General features: G+C 64.7%; 16 protein-coding genes. 10 read left to right on the top strand and 6 right to left on the bottom strand.

Annotation, left to right across the window (positions count from 1 at the left end):
* Positions 1–84 precede the first annotated feature (84 nt).
* The 6 genes from ONR57_RS06870 to ONR57_RS06845 all read left to right on the top strand — a co-directional run bounded on the left by ONR57_RS06870 (position 85) and on the right by ONR57_RS06845 (position 6717).
* On the top strand, positions 85–1263 hold the full coding sequence (locus ONR57_RS06870; RefSeq protein ID WP_279347575.1) for a histidine kinase: 1179 nt from the start codon (positions 85–87) through the stop codon (positions 1261–1263).
* Positions 1264–1276: 13 nt separating this feature from the next.
* On the top strand, positions 1277–1936 hold the full coding sequence (locus ONR57_RS06865) for a response regulator transcription factor (protein WP_265122364.1): 660 nt from the start codon (positions 1277–1279) through the stop codon (positions 1934–1936).
* An 82-nt stretch (positions 1937–2018) separates the two neighbouring features.
* Positions 2019–2615: an FxsA family protein gene (locus ONR57_RS06860; protein WP_265122363.1), complete on the top strand. Its 597-nt coding sequence runs from the start codon at positions 2019–2021 to the stop codon at positions 2613–2615.
* Positions 2616–2621: 6 nt separating this feature from the next.
* The gene (locus ONR57_RS06855) at positions 2622–4223 is read left to right on the top strand and encodes an amidohydrolase (RefSeq protein ID WP_265122362.1); all 1602 of its coding nucleotides are present in this window, start codon (positions 2622–2624) and stop codon (positions 4221–4223) included.
* The gene (lnt, locus tag ONR57_RS06850; protein ID WP_265122361.1) at positions 4220–5842 is read left to right on the top strand and encodes an apolipoprotein N-acyltransferase; all 1623 of its coding nucleotides are present in this window, start codon (positions 4220–4222) and stop codon (positions 5840–5842) included. Before ONR57_RS06855 ends, lnt begins: the two co-directional genes overlap by 4 nt.
* Positions 5843–5913: 71 nt before the next feature.
* Positions 5914–6717 (top strand): polyprenol monophosphomannose synthase, encoded by an 804-nt coding sequence (locus tag ONR57_RS06845; RefSeq protein WP_265122359.1) that lies wholly within the window; start codon positions 5914–5916, stop codon positions 6715–6717.
* A 66-nt stretch (positions 6718–6783) separates the two neighbouring features.
* Here ONR57_RS06845 and ONR57_RS06840 read toward each other — a convergent pair whose 3' ends face one another.
* Positions 6784–7137: an RNA polymerase-binding protein RbpA gene (locus ONR57_RS06840; RefSeq protein ID WP_265122358.1), complete on the bottom strand. Its 354-nt coding sequence runs from the start codon at positions 7135–7137 to the stop codon at positions 6784–6786.
* A gap of 206 nt (positions 7138–7343) precedes the next feature.
* Between ONR57_RS06840 and ONR57_RS06835 the strand changes: the two genes are divergently transcribed.
* On the top strand, positions 7344–7676 hold the full coding sequence (locus ONR57_RS06835; RefSeq protein ID WP_265122357.1) for a hypothetical protein: 333 nt from the start codon (positions 7344–7346) through the stop codon (positions 7674–7676).
* Here the strand turns inward: ONR57_RS06835 and ONR57_RS06830 are convergent.
* Entirely contained in the window at positions 7668–8477 is an 810-nt protein-coding gene (locus ONR57_RS06830) for an MBL fold metallo-hydrolase (protein ID WP_265122356.1), read from the bottom strand. The two genes, ONR57_RS06835 and ONR57_RS06830, sit on opposite strands and share 9 nt — an antisense overlap.
* A 132-nt stretch (positions 8478–8609) precedes the next feature.
* On the opposite strand from ONR57_RS06830, the gene ONR57_RS06825 reads away from it, so the two are divergent.
* Positions 8610–10664: an alkaline phosphatase family protein gene (locus ONR57_RS06825; RefSeq protein WP_265122354.1), complete on the top strand. Its 2055-nt coding sequence runs from the start codon at positions 8610–8612 to the stop codon at positions 10662–10664.
* On the opposite strand, the gene ONR57_RS06820 is transcribed toward ONR57_RS06825, so the two are convergent.
* Positions 10622–11899, bottom strand: a complete 1278-nt coding sequence (locus ONR57_RS06820) for an amidohydrolase (protein ID WP_265122353.1) — start codon at positions 11897–11899, stop codon at positions 10622–10624. The genes ONR57_RS06825 and ONR57_RS06820 overlap by 43 nt on opposite strands.
* A gap of 230 nt (positions 11900–12129) precedes the next feature.
* Between ONR57_RS06820 and ONR57_RS06815 the strand changes: the two genes are divergently transcribed.
* The gene (locus ONR57_RS06815) at positions 12130–12705 is read left to right on the top strand and encodes a flavodoxin family protein (RefSeq protein WP_265122352.1); all 576 of its coding nucleotides are present in this window, start codon (positions 12130–12132) and stop codon (positions 12703–12705) included.
* A 74-nt stretch (positions 12706–12779) separates the two neighbouring features.
* On the opposite strand, the gene ONR57_RS06810 is transcribed toward ONR57_RS06815, so the two are convergent.
* Positions 12780–13244 (bottom strand): DoxX family protein, encoded by a 465-nt coding sequence (locus ONR57_RS06810; protein ID WP_265122351.1) that lies wholly within the window; start codon positions 13242–13244, stop codon positions 12780–12782.
* Between the two features lie 138 nt (positions 13245–13382).
* Between ONR57_RS06810 and ONR57_RS06805 the strand changes: the two genes are divergently transcribed.
* Complete coding sequence (locus tag ONR57_RS06805; RefSeq protein WP_265122350.1) at positions 13383–14699, top strand: LuxR C-terminal-related transcriptional regulator; 1317 nt, start codon at positions 13383–13385, stop codon at positions 14697–14699.
* Positions 14700–14764: 65 nt separating this feature from the next.
* On the opposite strand, the gene ONR57_RS06800 is transcribed toward ONR57_RS06805, so the two are convergent.
* A complete protein-coding gene (locus tag ONR57_RS06800) occupies positions 14765–15214 on the bottom strand; it encodes an SRPBCC family protein (protein ID WP_265122349.1) in 450 nt (149 codons plus the stop codon).
* A 72-nt stretch (positions 15215–15286) separates the two neighbouring features.
* Positions 15287–16156: an alpha/beta fold hydrolase gene (locus ONR57_RS06795; RefSeq protein WP_265122348.1), complete on the bottom strand. Its 870-nt coding sequence runs from the start codon at positions 16154–16156 to the stop codon at positions 15287–15289.
* Positions 16157–16594: the final 438 nt, after the last annotated feature.

The following is a 16594-nucleotide window of genomic DNA, read 5'->3' as shown; positions in this document are numbered from 1 at the left end:
CGCCGCCGGCGCGCCCTGAAAGGACGCCGCAGGCAACGCAATCGGGTGGGCGCGCTTACGCTTGAGCACGTGCGCCGATTCAGTATGTGGCTCAGAGAAAAACCGAAATTCGCGGACGGTCTGCTCGCGGGCCTGTTCGTGCTGTTCGAACTCCTGACCGCACCAGCCACCGAATCGCCAGTTCTGTTTCTGGTGATGGGGACGCTGATGTGTCTGCCCGTGATCTGGCGGCGCGCTTACCCCGTCCTATCGTCGTTCGCGATCCTCGCCGCGTCGTTCGCAAGCACGGTCGTGCTTGCGCTGTACGAAGGCTCCAATGTGGGGCACCCCTCCGGCCTGCTGCTCGTTGTCGCGCTCTACACGCTGGTGATGCACGTCAACCGCAAGGTAGCCGGCCTATTCGTCGCGGGACTTGTCGTCGACACTGCGCTCAAGGTCGATTTGCTCGGCTACGAGATGCCAGCGAGCGCGTTCTTCCTCTTCCTGTTCTACTTCATCGCGTGGCTCGCAGCGGAAGTGGTGGCTGTGCGTCACCGCTACAACGAAGAAATCGCGGCGCGCCTGCGGATCGCCGAATCTGAACAGGACCGCCGCGCACAGGACGCAGTGGCGGCGGAGCGGACCCGCATCGCGCGTGAACTCCACGATGTCGTAGCCCACGCCGTTAGCGTCATGATCGTGCAAGCAGAGGGGGCGACCTTCGCGATCAAAAAGAATCCGGAACTCGCGGAACGCGCGATGAATACCGTCGCGTCTACAGGCCGTCAGGCGCTCGCGGAGCTGCGGCGAACGCTCGCGCTGCTCCGCACTGACCAGGCGCCGGACGAGCTCCCTGAGTACGGGACGGCGGGCCTCGCACGCACCGCGCAGTTGATGCGCGATGCTGGGCTCCCGGTAGAGCTGGAACTGACTGGGGATCTGGATTCGCTCGGACCTGCCGTTGGTCTCGGAATTCAGCGTCTCGTCCAGGAGTCGCTGACCAACGTCCTGCGGCACGCCGGTGAAGGCGCGCGTGCGCGTGTACGCGTTCGCCGTACCGATGGTGCGGTCGACGTCACGATCACCGATTTCGGCGGTCACAGCGAACTCCGCCCGGCACTCGCTGCTGGACCGGCGGGCGCCGGCGTGTCGATGAGCGCTGTCGGCAGCGGCAAAGGACTCGTGGGTATGCGCGAACGCGTCGCGGTGCTCGGAGGCACGCTCGAGACCGGTCCAACGCCGGGTGACGGGTGGCGGGTGCACGCCCAGCTGCCCGTCGACTGACTAGGGTGAGTCCGTGCCGATCAGAATTCTTCTCGTCGACGACCAGGAACTCATGCGCATGGGGCTGCGCATGATCATCGATGCGCACCCAGATCTGGAAGTGATCGGGGAATCCGGAAACGGCAGGGAAGCGGTCGCGGAGGTGCGCCGCACCGAACCAGACGTCGTGCTTATGGACGTGCGCATGCCCGTACTTGATGGAATTGCCGCAACTAGAGAAATTGTGGCTTCCGACTGTCCCGCCCGGGTACTCGTCATGACGACCTTCGATCTTGATGAGCACGTACTCGGTGCGCTGCAGGCAGGCGCCAGCGGGTTCTTGCTGAAAGATACCCCGCCTGAAGACTTGGTGTCCGCAATCCGTGTCGTGGCTGCGGGGGACGCTGTGGTTTCCCCCAAGATCACGCGACGGCTGCTCGACCGTTTCCTCTCCGGCGGCCAGGTGCCGAACCCAGAGCCGAAGGTGCTCAGTGAATTGACGGAACGGGAACGTGAGGTACTTGAACTCGTCGCATCCGGTATGTCGAACCTGGAAATAGGGTCTGAACTCTACCTTTCCGAGGCAACGGTGAAAACTCACGTGGGCCGTATCCTGGCGAAACTCGGTGTTCGGGACCGCGTGCAGGCGGTGGTCTTCGCTTATGAGAACGGGCTGGTGAGACCACGGTCATGAAAACCGCATGAGCAGTATGTGGCCCCGGATCGGGCTTTTGCGGAACACTGGACAGTGAGTTTTCGCGCCGGAAAGGATGTCCGTGTTTCTGCTGATCTTTCTGCTGTACGTCATCGCCGAGGTGACAGCGCTCGTGCTGCTCGCGCAGGCGATCGGCATCCTTTGGACGGTGGCTGTGGTGCTCGGCGCGACAGCGCTGGGTTTCATGCTCTTCGGCATGCAAACGCGCGCGGCGTTACGCCAGCTCAGCGAGCTGAGCCGCGGCGCAGGCTCGCCCGCGGGCGCGGTCACAGACACGATGCTCATCACCATCGGCGGGGTGCTCCTCGTGATCCCCGGGCTCGTCACCACGGTACTTGGGCTGCTGTTGCTGTTCCCGCCAACCCGGGCGCTGCTGCGCCCAGTCGTCATGTTCCTGGCGGTGCGCCGGTACCAGGCCGCCGTCGCGACGGGCTCAGTTGGGTGGACCGCGGTGCGGACGTACCGGACACGGGACCGCGGCGCAGGCGTAGTCGACGGCGTGGTGGTCAGTGAACACACCGTCGAAGGTGACAGTGTCGACGGTGCGGACGAGACACGCCGTGATCCAGAAGACGGCCGGCCGGAGCTCCGGCCAGGAGTCGATGACACACCTGATGAGTGGGATGAGGGACAGTCTCGCCGGGACCAGGCACACTGACACGTCGTGGGAACTCAGCTGCTAGTTGGCGGGCGCATCTACAGCCCCGCGTCACCCTCCGCGACCGCGATGGCGATCACAGACGGGGTCGTCGTGTGGGTGGGGGACGACCACCCTGGGCGGGCCCTGCACCCCGCCGCTGAGATCGTTGACCTCGACGGAGCGTTCGTGACCCCCGGGTTTGTCGACCCGCATGTGCACACTACGGCGGCGGGCCTGGCGCACATAAGTCTTGACGTCACCGGTTGCCCCACGCGGGACGCGATGCTCGCGGCGCTGCAGGATTATGCGCGCACCAGCGATGACGGGGTGATCTGGGTGACCGGGTGGGATGAGACGGTGTGGCCAGATCAGCGTCCGCCGCGCACGGATGAACTGGATGCCGCGGCACCGGGCCGGGCTGTGTATGCGGTAAGGATCGACGCGCATTCGGCGGCGGCGTCGAGCGCGCTGCGTGAAGCCGCCGCCGGCCTGACGGGGGCGCCGGGTTTCGCCGCCGCCGATCCGCTGACGGCTGAAGCGCACCACCGGGTACGCACGGCCGCGCGCTCGAAGCTGACGCCGCGCCAGCGCGCCCGCGCCCGCGCCGCGTTTCTCGACCATGCCGCCAGCCGCGGGATCGTCTGCGTGCACGAGTGCGGCGGCCCTGAGATCGCGGGCATCACTGATTTCCGCGAGCTTCTTACAACCGGCCATGGTGTCGAGATCCGCGGCTACTGGGGTGAAGCGGTGCCGACCGCAGAGGCGGCAAAGGAACTCATGGCTAGCACCGGCGCCCACGCGCTAGGCGGTGACCTGTTCGCAGACGGCGCGCTCGGCTCCCGGACCGCGTGGCTCTCCGAGCCTTATCACGATCGCGAGGACGCCGGGTTCGGGCGGATGTACCTCGACGAGGACACGATGGCCGCACACATCACGGCCTGTACGCAAGCCGGTGTGCAGGCCGGGTTCCACGTTATTGGTGACGCGGCTGTCACAGCGGCGGTGCGTGCCTGCGAGCGCGCTGCCGCCGAACTCAGTGGGCCAGAAGTTGCGCGGTGCGGACATCGTCTAGAACACGCCGAGATGGTAAGCGCGGAGCAGGCGGAGAGCGTGGCCCGGCTCGGTGTGATCGCCAGCATGCAACCGGTGTTCGACGCGCTGTGGGGCGGCGCGGACGGGATGTACGCGCAGCGGCTCGGGGCCGGGCGCGCGCGAACTCTCAACCCGTTCGCGATGCTCGCGTCCAAAGGGGTTTCGCTCGCCTTCGGTTCAGATGCGCCAGTGACACCGGTAGCGCCGTGGGAGATGATCCGAGCGGCCGTCCAGCACCGTACCGATGGCTCAGGCATTTCCCCCCGAGCCGCGTTCGCGGCGGCGACGCGCGGCGCCTGGCGCGCGGGCGGCGTGCGGGACGGTGTCGCGGGAACACTCGTGCCTGGCGCACCCGCCTCGTACGCGGTGTGGGACGCGGCCGAACTGGAAGTTTCCGCCCCGCCGGACAGGGTCCAGAGGTGGTCAACCGACCCGCGGTCACGCGTCCCCGCCCTGCCGCGGCTCGACGGGCCGCTGCCAGTGTGTTTGCGGACCGTTCACCAGGGCACGCTGATTTACGAGCGCAAAGCATGAACACGCCGGTGAGTGAGACTCTGCGAACCGCCGTGAGCAGCGTGCTCGCGCTGCTTGCGGGTGTATTGGTCTTCTTTAGTTTCCCGCCGCGCACGACGTGGTTTCTCGCACCCCTCGGAGTGGCCCTGCTTGTCGCCGTCATCACGAGGCTCGGCGGCGCTCAGCCGCGATTGTGGGGCGGCTTCGGTTACGGCTTTCTCGGCGGGGTGGGCTTCTTTGCTCCGCTGCTGCCGTGGGTAGGGATGTATGTTGGCCCGGTGCCATGGCTGGCACTGGCGCTCGCATGCGCGGTCTACATGGGCATATTCGGCGCTGGCACGGTGCTGGTGTGGCGGCTGCCCCTCGTGATCGCTATTCCCGCCGTGGCGGCCTGGTGGACGGCGGCGGAGTGGTTTCGCTCGATGTTCCCGTTCGGCGGGTTCCCGTGGGGACGATTGGCGTTCGGGCAGCCGGAGGGACCACTGCTGCCCTGGGCTGCGGGATTCGGCGCGCCCGGGTTGACGTTCGCGGTCGCGCTCGCGGGGGTGGGGCTTGCCGGAATGGCCGCGTGCCTGCGCACACGAGCGATCGGCGGCGTCGCAGTCAGTGTGCTGGCCGTTGTGGTGCCGTTTGTGGGTGCTGCTGTGCTGGGTGCGACTGCCGCGCAAGAGGGTGAGCCGGACCGGACAATAACGGTGGCAGCGGTGCAGGGCAACGTCCCGCGCCTGGGCCTGGACTTCAACGCACAGCGGCGAGCGGTCCTCGACAACCATGTGCAGCGGACGCTCGAATACGCCCGGGCGGTGGAGCGCGGCGAGGCGCCACCGCCGGACATCGTGGTCTGGCCGGAGAACTCATCCGACATCGACCCGTTTCGCGACCCGTACGCAACGCAACTCATCACTAATGCCGCCCGGGCGGTGGGGGCACCGATCCTCGTTGGGGCGGTGCGCAACAACGGGGATGGCACGTTCTCGAACACTGTGGTGGTGTGGGAGCCCGAAGGGGGACCCGCGGATAAACACGACAAAGCGATCATCCAGCCGTTCGGCGAGTACATGCCGATGCGTGGCGTCTTCAGGCTACTCTTTCCTGACCTCGTCGATATGGCAGGCAACTTCGTCCCCGGCGACAGCGATTTTGTGGTGAACGCGGCGGGCGTTCGAGTTGGCGTGGCTACCTGCTATGAAGTCGCGTTCGATCGCGCGTTCACGACATCGGTGCGCAGTGGTGCGGAATTTCTCACAGTGCCTACGAACAATGCGACATTCACGACCGTCGACGACACCGATATGACCTTCCAGCAGCTCGCGATGTCGAGAGTGCGTGCTGTGGAGCATGGGCGTGCCGTCGTTGTCGCGGCCACAAGCGGGGTCAGCGCGATCGTCACGGCTGACGGGCAGATCGAGCAGCAAAGCGGGATCTTCACTCCCGATGTGCTGGTGAGCGAGTTGCCGCTCTACACCGACACAACCCTCGCGACGTCACTTGGCCCGTGGCCGGAGCGTGTCATCGGGACCCTCGCTATCGCTGCTTGCGCAGCGGGTATTGTGATGCACCGGCGCCGTGAAGCTGGCAGCGAAACCGGTGTGCAGGCAGCGCGCCGCACACCCGTCACGCTAGATTCATCATCGAGCTGAACGCATACACTCTCATATGTTCCGTGCGTCGTGTGCGGAATAGTGGGCGACACCGGCAGGAAGGACAGCGAATGGCGGGCACCCCGCAAGCGAGTGGCCAGCATGATTCGGGGGCGGCAGAGAGCCGTCCCAGCGCGCGCACCTTGGTGATCATCCCAACGTTCAACGAGCGCGACAACCTTGGGGCCATCATTGACCGTCTCCACGCTGCGCTGCCCCACACGCATGTTCTGGTTGTTGACGACGGCAGCCCAGACGGCACCGGAGAACTGGCCGACAAACTGGCTGACGCGGACGAACTGAAGCGCATCCACGTGATGCACCGGACTGCGAAGAACGGTCTGGGTGCCGCATACATTGCTGGATTCCGCTGGGGTCTGGAGCGCGACTATGGCGTGCTTGTCGAAATGGACGCTGACGGCAGTCACGCCCCCGAGCAGCTGCATCGGCTCCTCGACCAGATCGACGCCGGTTACGACCTAGTTCTTGGCTCCCGCTATGTCCGAGGTGGCACGGTTGTGAACTGGCCGAAGCATCGCGAGTGGCTGTCCCGGGGCGGCAATGTGTACTCCAGGCTGGCGCTCGGCGTCGGTCTGCGAGACATCACGGGAGGCTACCGCGCCTTCCGGCGCACCGTGCTCGAAGCGCTGCCGCTCGCTGAGATCGAGTCGCACGGCTACTGCTTTCAGGTCGACCTCGCGTGGCGAAGTATCCAGGCTGGTTTCAACGTCCGGGAAGTCCCGATCACCTTCACCGAACGTGAGCGCGGCGAGTCGAAAATGAGCGGCAATATTGTGCGGGAAGCACTGCTCAAAGTGACTCAATGGGGGTGGCAGCACCGCACCGCGCGGTTCCGGCGGCGCAAGGCCTCCTGACACCGGCGCCCAATGACAACGAGGCGGCACCCTAGTCGGGGTGCCGCCTCATTTTGCTGATAGCCGTCAGCTAGACACTGGACGCTGCCCGCGCCGCCGCTGCTTCAGAAGTTCGAGGCGCTCAGTGAGCAAGTCCTCAAGCTCTTCCTCGCTGCGGCGTTCAAGGAGCATGTCCCAGTGTGTCCGGGGTGGCTTGACCTTCTTCGTCTCGGGCGCAGCGCCCTCGACAAGCTCGCCCTCCTCGCCGTTCCGGCACAACCAGGTGCCAGGGATTTCCGCGTCGTCAGCGAACGGAATCTCAAACTCTTCACCGCTAGGGGTGCGGTACCGGGCATACCGGCGCGGGGCGAGGTCATGGTCCCGGTCGGTCTCGTAACTAACAGCGCCGAGACGGCTCCCTCGGAGGACCCGATCTGCCATCGCTTTCCCCTTTCATCGTCGGACATAGACTGCGCGTTCCCGCAGCCTGTCGCCCGCCGGACCGTACACAGTCTTCAACGCACCGACAGTGGGAAAGGTTCCCGCTTGAAGGTGGCCGAATCATTTTACTTGCTGTGGAGTCCACGTGAACGCGCAGGCGCGTTGTTCCGTCACTTCGTTCATTTCGGACGCTAATCTTTAGCATTGTGGCGAGACTTGCTCGGCGCCCGCACGCGTGTCAGTGGTGCGGGCGGGAAGTGCCGGACACTGGCGTGGGAAGAAGGCGGCAGTACTGTCGGCAATCGTGCCGTCAGCGCGCCTACGAGCACCGAGCGGCGGTGCGGGGTACATCCATTCCTGCCGACGCGGTGGTGCTGTCGGCGGCTGAGGCGTCAGCGCTGGCTGACCGTGCATTCGAAGTTCGCTGTGCTGCAGAAGACGTTGCCACGGCAATCTCTGAGGGCGCCACCGATGGCGAACTGCGCGATCTCGTTGACTCGCTTGTGACGCTGGCCCGTGCGGCCGAGCGGTTACGCTGAGCGCGGTTGCCGCTCGCCGATGCGCAGCGTGCCCCCAGGAATCAGCTCCGTAGCGGTAACCCCCGCCGCGGCGGCACTGTCCACGAAATGCTTACCCGGGCTGTGGAAGCGTTCCGGCCGTACCTTCTCGAGACCGATCGGCCAGAGTGTCCCGAAATGAATTGGAACCGCATGCTTGGCTTCAATGTGCGCTACCGCTTCGGCGGCGCGCTGGGGGTCGAGGTGTCCGGGTCCGAGAGTCGGGCCCCATCCGCCCACCGGTATCAGGGCGACATCACATGTCGCGGCCCACTCGCGCATCTCGGTGAAAAGGTCGGTATCCCCAGCGAAGTACGTGGTCGCAGATCCTTCGATGAGGTAGCCAACCGCGTCCGTGTGTGCTGGTCCGCGCGGCCAGCGGCGGCCGTCATGTGCCGCTGGGGTCACGGTGATTCGCAGCGCCCCGATAGCGACGGTGTCGCCGATCTGCACCTCGACCAGCTGATCGTCAAACTCGCGCAGCCCGCGAACGGCATCCGCCGCGCCCACCGGCACGATGATGGGAGTGTTTCCGTCGAGTAGTTGCAGGGATGGCAAGTGCGTGTGGTCGCCGTGCAGATGAGACAGAACGACAGCGTCAGGTGTCCGCACTGCGGCGCCCGGCGAGGGACCGCGCCGGCGGCGCAAATGGCCGACTCGGTTCGTCAACACAGGGTCAGTCAGCACGGTCGTTCCGCTGTCGGAAATGGTCGCTGTGGCGTGGCCGTGCCATCGCACCGAAACTGAATGGTTCTCCGTCAACGAAACACGCCGCCTTGCCATCGTGATGCCTGCGCCACCATTGTTTGTACAGCAACCTCGCCCGCGCGTCACCTGAGTGACGCTCACTATGGGGCACCGTGCGCGATCATGGAGGGCGGCAGTCGTACGACCAAATAAGGGGGAGCATCTGCGATGGAAGAGCGCCGCCTGCAGCGCCGATTGCGCACACTCGGTGAGTTCTTGCTGCTCGCCGCTTTCGTCGCTGCGACCCTGCTCATTCTCGATGGGTTGCTCGACGGGTTTTCGCTCCGGGTAGCAACCGAGGAAGGTCTGATCGCGTTCGGGCGGGCGCTTGCGATCGCGGCCGTTTTCTGCGGGCTGAACGCGGTCCTGTGGCCGCTCCTGTTGCGGGCGATGTTATGGGTTGGCCCGGCGCTGCTCTACGTGGCAGTGATGGCCTACAGTGTCATCACTCTGCTGATCTCGATCTACGTCGTCCCGGTCGCGGAGCTCCAGGGGACTCTGGCAACGATAGTGACGTTCGCGGTGGTGGCGGTGGTCGCGGCAGCCGTTTCAGGCGCGATCGCGTCTACCCACGATGACGCGTATCGGGTCATGGTGATGCGGCGCGAGCGGCGCAGGTTGCGCCGTCGGGGCAGTCAGAAGCGTTACGCAACGCCAGGTTTGCTGTGCATCCAGATCGATGGCCTCGGCTACGACGTACTGCGCCGGGCCGCCAGGTCTGGGCATGTTCCGCACATCGCGGAACTCATTCACTCCGATTCGCACCGGCTTATCCCGTGGGAAACCGATTGGAGTTGCCAAACCTCCGCGAGCCAGCTGGGCATCTTCTACGGCACCAACCGCGATGTACCGGCGTTCCGCTGGTACGACAAGCGCGAAAAGCGGGTCGTCGTGAGTAACCGGCCAGAAGACACGCTGTGGCTCGAGACGCAGCGTACGAATGGCAACGAACTACTCAAAGGTGGTGCGAGCCGCGGCAACCTCTTCACCGGTGGCGCAGAAGACACAATGCTCGTGGTCAGTCAGTTCCGCGGCCCGCGCATGGGCGGTGGTAACGGGTACGCCGCGTACTTCGTTGACCCGGCCAACGCGACGCGCACGACCGTGCGCTTCATCGCCGAGGTGCTGCGCGAACTCCGGCAATCCTGGCGGCAGCGACGCCACGACTTCCAGCCTCGTATCGGGCGCGGCGGCCTTTACCCGCTGGTGCGCGCGTTCGCGACAGTTGTGCTGACGGATGTCGCGGTGGCTGCCGTAATCGGCGACCTGATCCGGGGCCGTGACATCATTTACACCGATCTCGTCGGGTACGACGAGGTGTCACACCACTCCGGTGTCGAACGTCCCGAAACGCTGGATGTGCTGCGCCGTCTCGACGCGGAGATAGGCCTGCTGCTGGCCGTGGTGCGGGAAGTTGAGCGGGATTATCACGTGATCGTTCTGTCGGACCACGGTCAATCCCAAGGGGCGACGTTCCGGCAGCGTTACAAAGAGTCCTTACGTGAACTGGTGCACCGGGCCTGCGCGCTACCGCCCCCCGAACAACCGCTGCCACGGCACCTCAGCGGCGTACTGACGCGCCGGCGTCACTCGGCCCTCGCACAGAACGGTGATGAACATGCCGGTGCCCTCGGGCGTGGCGCGGAGACGCTGCAATTCGCGGCCGCAGCATTTCACACGGAGGCGGACGCACCGGAGAAGGAACAGCCCTCGACCGAGCCGATCGTGCTGGCGTCCGGGAATCTCGGGCTTGTCAGTTTCCCCTGGCATCCGCGACGAGCAACCCTCGAATGGATCACGGCGCACTATCCGGGGCTCATTCCGGCGCTAGTCGATCACCCGGGCATCGGGTTCGTCCTGGTGGCACGCGACAACCGCAGTTCGGTGGTATTGGGGCGGCACGGGTCAGTCGATGTCAACACCGGCGAGGTTGACGGGGAGGATCCGCTGGCGGATTACGGAGCGTTCGCGCTCGAACGCGTCCGCCGTACCGATAGTTTCGCGAATGTGCCGGATCTCATGATCAACAGCGTGTACTCACCAGTCACTGAGGAGGTCGCGGCGTTTGAGGAGCAGGTGGGTTCCCATGGGGGACTTGGCGGCGAGCAGACCCGCCCCTTCCTGCTTTACCCGCAGGAGTTGCCGGTCCCGGGCGGACGCTTGTATGGCGCAGCAGCCATTCACGACGTGCTTTCCGCGTGGCGAAGCAGCGCGTCGTCCTGAAGCAGCCGATGATCGCGCACAATCGGCACGCCGTCCGCGATCACATCCCGCACATCACCGGGGCGAGCCGAATACGTCATCGCGGACCATATGTCAGCCACACCAGCGTGGTGCACACCGCTCAATTCGACAACCTGCATGGTCGCCTTCTTACCTGGTTCGAGGGAACCCAGCCGTTCGTCGAGCCCCAGCGCTTGCGCACCCACACGCGTCGCCATGGTGAGAACATCGTGCGCGCCCACTGCGGCCGGATTACGCTCACGCCACTTGTGCAGAGTTGCTGCGAGCCGGATCGACGACCACAAGTCGAGGGAATTGCTGCTTACCGCGCCATCTGTGCCGAGGCAGACACGCACACCCGCATCGAGCAGCGCCCGCACCGGTGCAATACCTGAGGCGAGTTTGAGATTGGACCAGGGGCAGTGCGCGACGTAAGCCCCATATTCAGCAAGGAGCCGGATGTCGTTGTCGCTGAGTTGAACCGCATGTGCGACTACGGTGCGGTCCGTCAGCAGTCCCGCGTCCGCGAGCACCTCGATTGGCGAGGCGCCGTGCATTTCACGAACGGTGTCCACTTCCCGCTCATTTTCCGATGCATGCACATGTATCCGAGCACCGTAGCGTTGCGCGAGACTGCCGAGCGCGTTGAGGTGATCTCGGGTGAGCGCATACGCGCTATGCGGCATAAGCCACTGTGGCCCTTGGCCGTTGCCGCGGCTGAGCCAGCTTTCGGCGGCTTCCAGTTTCCGGTCGACACTTGTCTTTTCGGGTGTTGCGAAGTTCGCGAAGGCCGGGCCGGCAGCGACGGTGACACCGTAGGGTCGGCCTGCGCGCGCCGCTTGTTCAGGAAACCAGTACATATCGAGTGCCGCGGTGGTGCCGGCCAGGATTGACTCCCGGCACGCGTCCGTGGCACCGGCGTAAATACGCGCCGGGTTCAGGGTGCGCGATTCCTCGCCAACCACTTTCGTCAGAAAGTCTTGCAGGCCCACGTCGTCGGCGATACCGCGGAACAGCGTCATCGCAAGGTGGGTGTGCGCGTTGACAAAGCCCGGCAGAACCGCGCAGCCGCGCGCATCGATCACTTCGGTGCCGGGCTCGCTCGCGGGGCTGCCGTTGCCGACGCTTTCGATCGTGTCGCCGCGGACCGCGACATAGCCGTCATCGAACGCCGTGAGCCGACCGTCCATGGTGAGCACCGAACCGCCGCGAATGAGCAGCCGCCGAATCGTCATTCGCTCATTGTCACCCACCCTCCTCCCCGAATCCATCTCCGGACGTCAATCACAACCCCGAGAAACTGGGGTTGTGATTGACATGCGGAGCTGGATCTGAGGGAGGTGCCAGCTCTATCGGCTGGTATGAACAGGCCGAATGAGCGGTTCCGGGGGAGTCACCGCGATGTGAGGCTAGGCGGGTCGTGGGTTTAACACGGCGCTTTGATTGGCGATTGAGGAGAATAAGCATGTCCGATTCACCTGTGCGAATTTGCGTGGCCTACCACAGCGGTTATGGCCACACGGCACGGATGGCCCAGGCGGTACACGACGGGGCAGCTGCCGTCAGCGGTGTATCCTCCGTGCTGATCCAGGTTGGTTCGATGACTGATGCGGATTGGTCGGGGCTCGACGCCGCAGACGGGATAGTCTTCGGGTCACCCACCTACATGGGAAGCGCCAGCCCAGAGTTCCACGCCTTCAGTCACGCTTCGAGCACCCGGTGGGGCAGACAGCAGTGGAAGGACAAAGTCGCGGCCGGGTTCACGACGTCAGGCGCGATGAGCGGCGACAAGCTCAACACGCTGCAGTACTTCACGGTGCTCGCCGCGCAGCACGGAATGCACTGGGTCAACCTTGATCTCTTGCCTGGCGGCACGGATCGCGATCTTAACCGGCTCGGAGGCTGGCTTGGCGCACTGGCGCACTGCCCTGGTGATCACGAACCAAGTGCCATGAATCAGGCCGATCTGGCGACAGCCCGTCACCTCGGTACTCGCGTCGCACACGTGGCGGCCCACCTGCGTCGCCCCGCCGATGCCTGACGGCGGCGCGCACAGCCACAACCCCCGGGTGTCGCCGCAAGCGGCTCTGCCGGGGGTTGCTTTGTTCGTTTCCTCTATCCGGCGGGCTGCCGGTCTGCTCGCCGTGCGTCAAGCCGGTTGCGCGCAGGCCGAATCATCACGTGGTCGAGGCTGAAGCGCCCGGCGCCGGTGGCAGCCACGAGGAGCGCGGCAACCCCGACCGCCAGCGGAAATGCGAAACCACCGTCCGCCGTGTAGATGCCTGAACCGATGTTGACGAAGACGACTGCGCCGGTCATCAGCACCGCTGCGCCGATCCCCGCTGTGGTCACCGCTACACCGAGGATGAGTGCAAGCCCGGCGATCAGTTCCACAAAGGTCGCGATATAGGCAGTGACATTTGCGAGCGGGACGCCACCGGCAGACATGATCTCTGCCGTCATCGGGATGCCCCAATCAAAGAGTTTTTGCCAGCCGTACGCCACCAGAACAAGGCCGAGACCCAAACGAGCAACGAGAATTCCAGTATCGAGTAAGAGTCGATCGCGAGCGCGCTCCATGTGCCCTCCATGATGATGAGATGAGTTGCTGATGCAAGCCTGTCTGCGCTGGACCGGAATGTGGGCCACTCGTTGGGCTAGTTCCGCCTAGCCGGTTTTGGGGGCGAAATCTCGGGCTGGCCGCATTAGAGTGACGGAATGACGGAGGTAAATCAGCGGCCTCAAGCGGAATCCATGCTGGCTGGAGTCGCGCGCCTGCTCTCATCGCCGCTCGCGGAGACGCTGCCTGCGCTGGCAGACGTCGCGCGCGGAGTTCTGCCGCTGCGGGGACTGTTGCTCTATAGCGGTGACTGTGTCGCGCAACCAGTGCGCTGGTACGGCGACGTACCGACGGGTCCCGCGGTCGTAACAGCGATGACCCAGCTCGCGCGAACCATGGTCATCGGTGAGTCGCGCGCCGACAGGGTGACTATGGGTGATAACGAGGTGAACGCGCTATCGCTTGCGTCAGCACCGGCCGGTTCAGCCGGATCCGTGTTGGCGTGCGTGCTGCCGGACACCGCCCGGCCGGATGCTTCCGCGACGAGGCTTTTGCAGTTGCTCTGGGAGATCACCGCGCAGAAGATCGTGGTCCTCAACGCGCGGATTGAGCCAGCGAAACTGGCGCAATCCAGGATCGCGTCGAGTGATCGGGCCAGAATTGTCGCCGAACTCACCGACGCTCATGCGGCTACGCTCACAACCATGCTGGGGGCACTGCGTTCAGCTCACCTCGCAGACTCGACCGCCCGGCGTGTAGCAACGGATATCGGTGCGACTGCTCTGGTCGAGTTGCGAACCTCCGGTGACGAAGCACGCAGCGCGGAATCCGAAACTGTCTCAGACGCGTTCGCGCAAATGGCAGATAAGCTCGTGCTCCTCATGCGATACCACGATGCGGAACTTGACTTGTCCGCGCCGAAAGATACGGACCACATTCTGCCGTCGAGTGTCGCCATCGCTGCTCGCTCGCTTGCGCGCGGTGCGGCGATGACGATGCTGGCGCAGCCTTCTGTGTCGCGCATCAGGGTGGCTTGGGAGGTGACCGGGGCGAGGTTACACGTGCAGGTGCGCGACGATGGGCCGGGAACGCTCGCAGCAGACGATTTTGCCATCAGGCGGCTGGCGATGAGCCTCGCCGCCGTCGACGCACCGCTTGAGGTTGACTCGGTGCCGGGGTGGGGAACGACGCTGACCGCTACCATCCCGCTCCGCACGGCTGGAGTACCCGCGGGTCATCCTCTGGAGGTCTTGAACCCGCGTGAGATCGACGTTCTGCACCAGTTGACCCTCGGACACCGTAACCGCCGAATCGCGCAGGAACTCCACATCAGCGAACACACGGTCAAGTACCACGTGGCGAATATCCTTGACAAACTCGGTGTTGGCTCGAGGGGCGAAGCGGCAGCGATGGCCCGGCACGCCGGCTTCGCACCCGTCACCTCCTTCCCGAATTCAGCAACGCGTGTCAACTAAAACTCCCCAAAATCGGGGGTTCTTGCTGACCTGCGGTGCTGGATTTGGGGAGGTAGGGCGGACCGTTAGTCTGCGACAGCGGCCTCGATACGTTTCAGCGTCTTCGCCATGTTCGACCGGGTGGTCTCGGGGAACTTGCTTCTTTTCAGAAAGAACCTTTGCTTGTCCTCCGACAGGTCCCACGTCTCGGTAACCGTCGTTCCGCCGTCAGCGGGTTCGAGTTCGTAACGCCAGATCCGCCCGCCGAGCAGACCGCCGAAGCCGGTGGTCTTCCACGCGATCCGACGGTTCTCTTCGAACTCGATCACTACGTTCGCCATCGAGTAGGGAAGGCCCATCTTCATCGACATCCCGAACTTCGTTCCCAGCGTGAGCGGTCGCGAATCCCCGCGCGTGCCTACCACCGTGCCGGAACCATCGAACTCCCGATGCTTCGCGGCGTCAGCCAACAGTGCGAAGATTTCTTCCGGGGGAGCCGGGATCAACCTCTGAACCGAAACCGTGTCGCCCTTCATCTGCGCCTTCCTCGTTGACTGCGTCGTCGTCCCGACTGTACCTGCGAGCGGCCGCACCGGTGTAGACAGCGGTTACGCGTAGAACTCGCGAATCGCGTCCGCCAGCTCGTGCGGGGCGTCTTCGGGTAAGAAAGCGCGTGCGCCCGGTATCGCCACGAACCTCGCGTTGGGGATATCGCTCGCGAGTTGCCGCCCTAGCCGAATAGGGAAGTACTTGTCCGCGTCCCCCCAGACAATCAGCACAGGCCGCTCGAAGCTGCGCAGCGTAACGATCGCCGCACGCGTGTAACGCGGGTGCACATCTCTCATCACTTTGGCGATATCGCGCCGAATGTCTGAATGACGCAGCGGCGCGACGTAAGCACGCTCCACATCTCGGGGAAGGGGCCGGGCTGTCGACCACCCGTAGGCGAGCGGAGATCGGCGTACCGCCCTGAACCGCAACGCGTGCGCAACCGGAAAGAGTCCACCGCGCACCCGTGAGAGGGGAGTCAGGTAGCGGAAGATCAGCGGGAAGAAGTTGCCGTAGCAGTCGCAGTTGGTGAGCACCAGGGAGTCAATCAGATCAGGCTGCTGAGCTGTGAGGATCTGCGCGAACGCACCGCCGCTGTCGTTCGCCACGAGGCGGACTGGTGCGAGATCGAGCGCTTGGATCAGGTTGGAGATCACATCCGCGACGCCAAGTGGAGTCAGATCGGCAGTGGCGTCCATCGGTACTTCGTGTGACCCGAACGGCAGATCCGGCACGACACAATCGAAGGTGTCTGCAAGCCTGTCGACCACGCCACGCCACACGTTCCCGTTGACGAAGACTCCGTGCAGAAATAGCAGGGGTGGTGAGCTGCCTTCCGCACTGCGCGGCGACGTGCGGCGATACTGGATGTGGCCGCCGGGCACGGACACTGATTGATGCGGTAAATCAGCGAACGCGGTGCCAGTCATAGGTCCCCTTATGGCCGAGGAACTGTTGCTGCGGTGGACTGAGCCTACACCCGCGGCACGTGCCGGAGCTCCGGTGCCGGTTTCGGTGTCCCGTTCTGAAAGTCCGCTGTATCGAGGTCCTCCGCCGCGAGTCGCTCAAGCATCACGGTGGCAGCTGGCCAGAACGCCTGATCGGCCGGGAGGAAATCCGGTGGCGCGGGATCAGCTCCCGAGATGCGTGCCGCCCGCGCGGCGCTCGCTGGATTCAGGAGGTCGCGGTAGTGCGGCAGTGCGATCGCGACGTCATCGCGCACCTGATCGAGCGCGTGCAGAGTGGCGCGCATTCGTAACCAGCGGTGGCGGTGCCAGCGGTCACTACTGTCTTCGAATCGGGTGCGCAGCCGCATTCCCGCTAGCGCTCCACGCACACACAACGCGGCCACCCGCTCCCGCCGCATG

The organism is Hoyosella sp. YIM 151337 (assembly GCF_026041215.1).
In the GTDB taxonomy this organism is placed as follows: Bacteria; Actinomycetota; Actinomycetes; order Mycobacteriales; family Mycobacteriaceae; genus Hoyosella.
Note: the sequence above shows the minus strand (reverse complement) of the source record. Positions and strands in the feature narration are given on the sequence as shown.

Excerpts from the sequence above, each read along its gene's own strand:
- ONR57_RS06870 (WP_279347575.1), top strand. The coding sequence starts at position 85 with ATGTGGCTCAGAGAAAAACCGAAATTCGCGGACGGTCTGCTCGCGGGC.
- lnt (WP_265122361.1), top strand. The coding sequence starts at position 4,220 with ATGAACACGCCGGTGAGTGAGACTCTGCGAACCGCCGTGAGCAGCGTG.
- ONR57_RS06845 (WP_265122359.1), top strand. The coding sequence starts at position 5,914 with ATGGCGGGCACCCCGCAAGCGAGTGGCCAGCATGATTCGGGGGCGGCA.
- ONR57_RS06840 (WP_265122358.1), bottom strand. The coding sequence starts at position 7,137 with ATGGCAGATCGGGTCCTCCGAGGGAGCCGTCTCGGCGCTGTTAGTTAC.
- ONR57_RS06830 (WP_265122356.1), bottom strand. The coding sequence starts at position 8,477 with ATGGCAAGGCGGCGTGTTTCGTTGACGGAGAACCATTCAGTTTCGGTG.
- ONR57_RS06825 (WP_265122354.1), top strand. The coding sequence starts at position 8,610 with ATGGAAGAGCGCCGCCTGCAGCGCCGATTGCGCACACTCGGTGAGTTC.
- ONR57_RS06820 (WP_265122353.1), bottom strand. The coding sequence starts at position 11,899 with ATGACGATTCGGCGGCTGCTCATTCGCGGCGGTTCGGTGCTCACCATG.
- ONR57_RS06815 (WP_265122352.1), top strand. The coding sequence starts at position 12,130 with ATGTCCGATTCACCTGTGCGAATTTGCGTGGCCTACCACAGCGGTTAT.
- ONR57_RS06810 (WP_265122351.1), bottom strand. The coding sequence starts at position 13,244 with ATGGAGCGCGCTCGCGATCGACTCTTACTCGATACTGGAATTCTCGTT.
- ONR57_RS06805 (WP_265122350.1), top strand. The coding sequence starts at position 13,383 with ATGACGGAGGTAAATCAGCGGCCTCAAGCGGAATCCATGCTGGCTGGA.
- ONR57_RS06800 (WP_265122349.1), bottom strand. The coding sequence starts at position 15,214 with ATGAAGGGCGACACGGTTTCGGTTCAGAGGTTGATCCCGGCTCCCCCG.
- ONR57_RS06795 (WP_265122348.1), bottom strand. The coding sequence starts at position 16,156 with ATGACTGGCACCGCGTTCGCTGATTTACCGCATCAATCAGTGTCCGTG.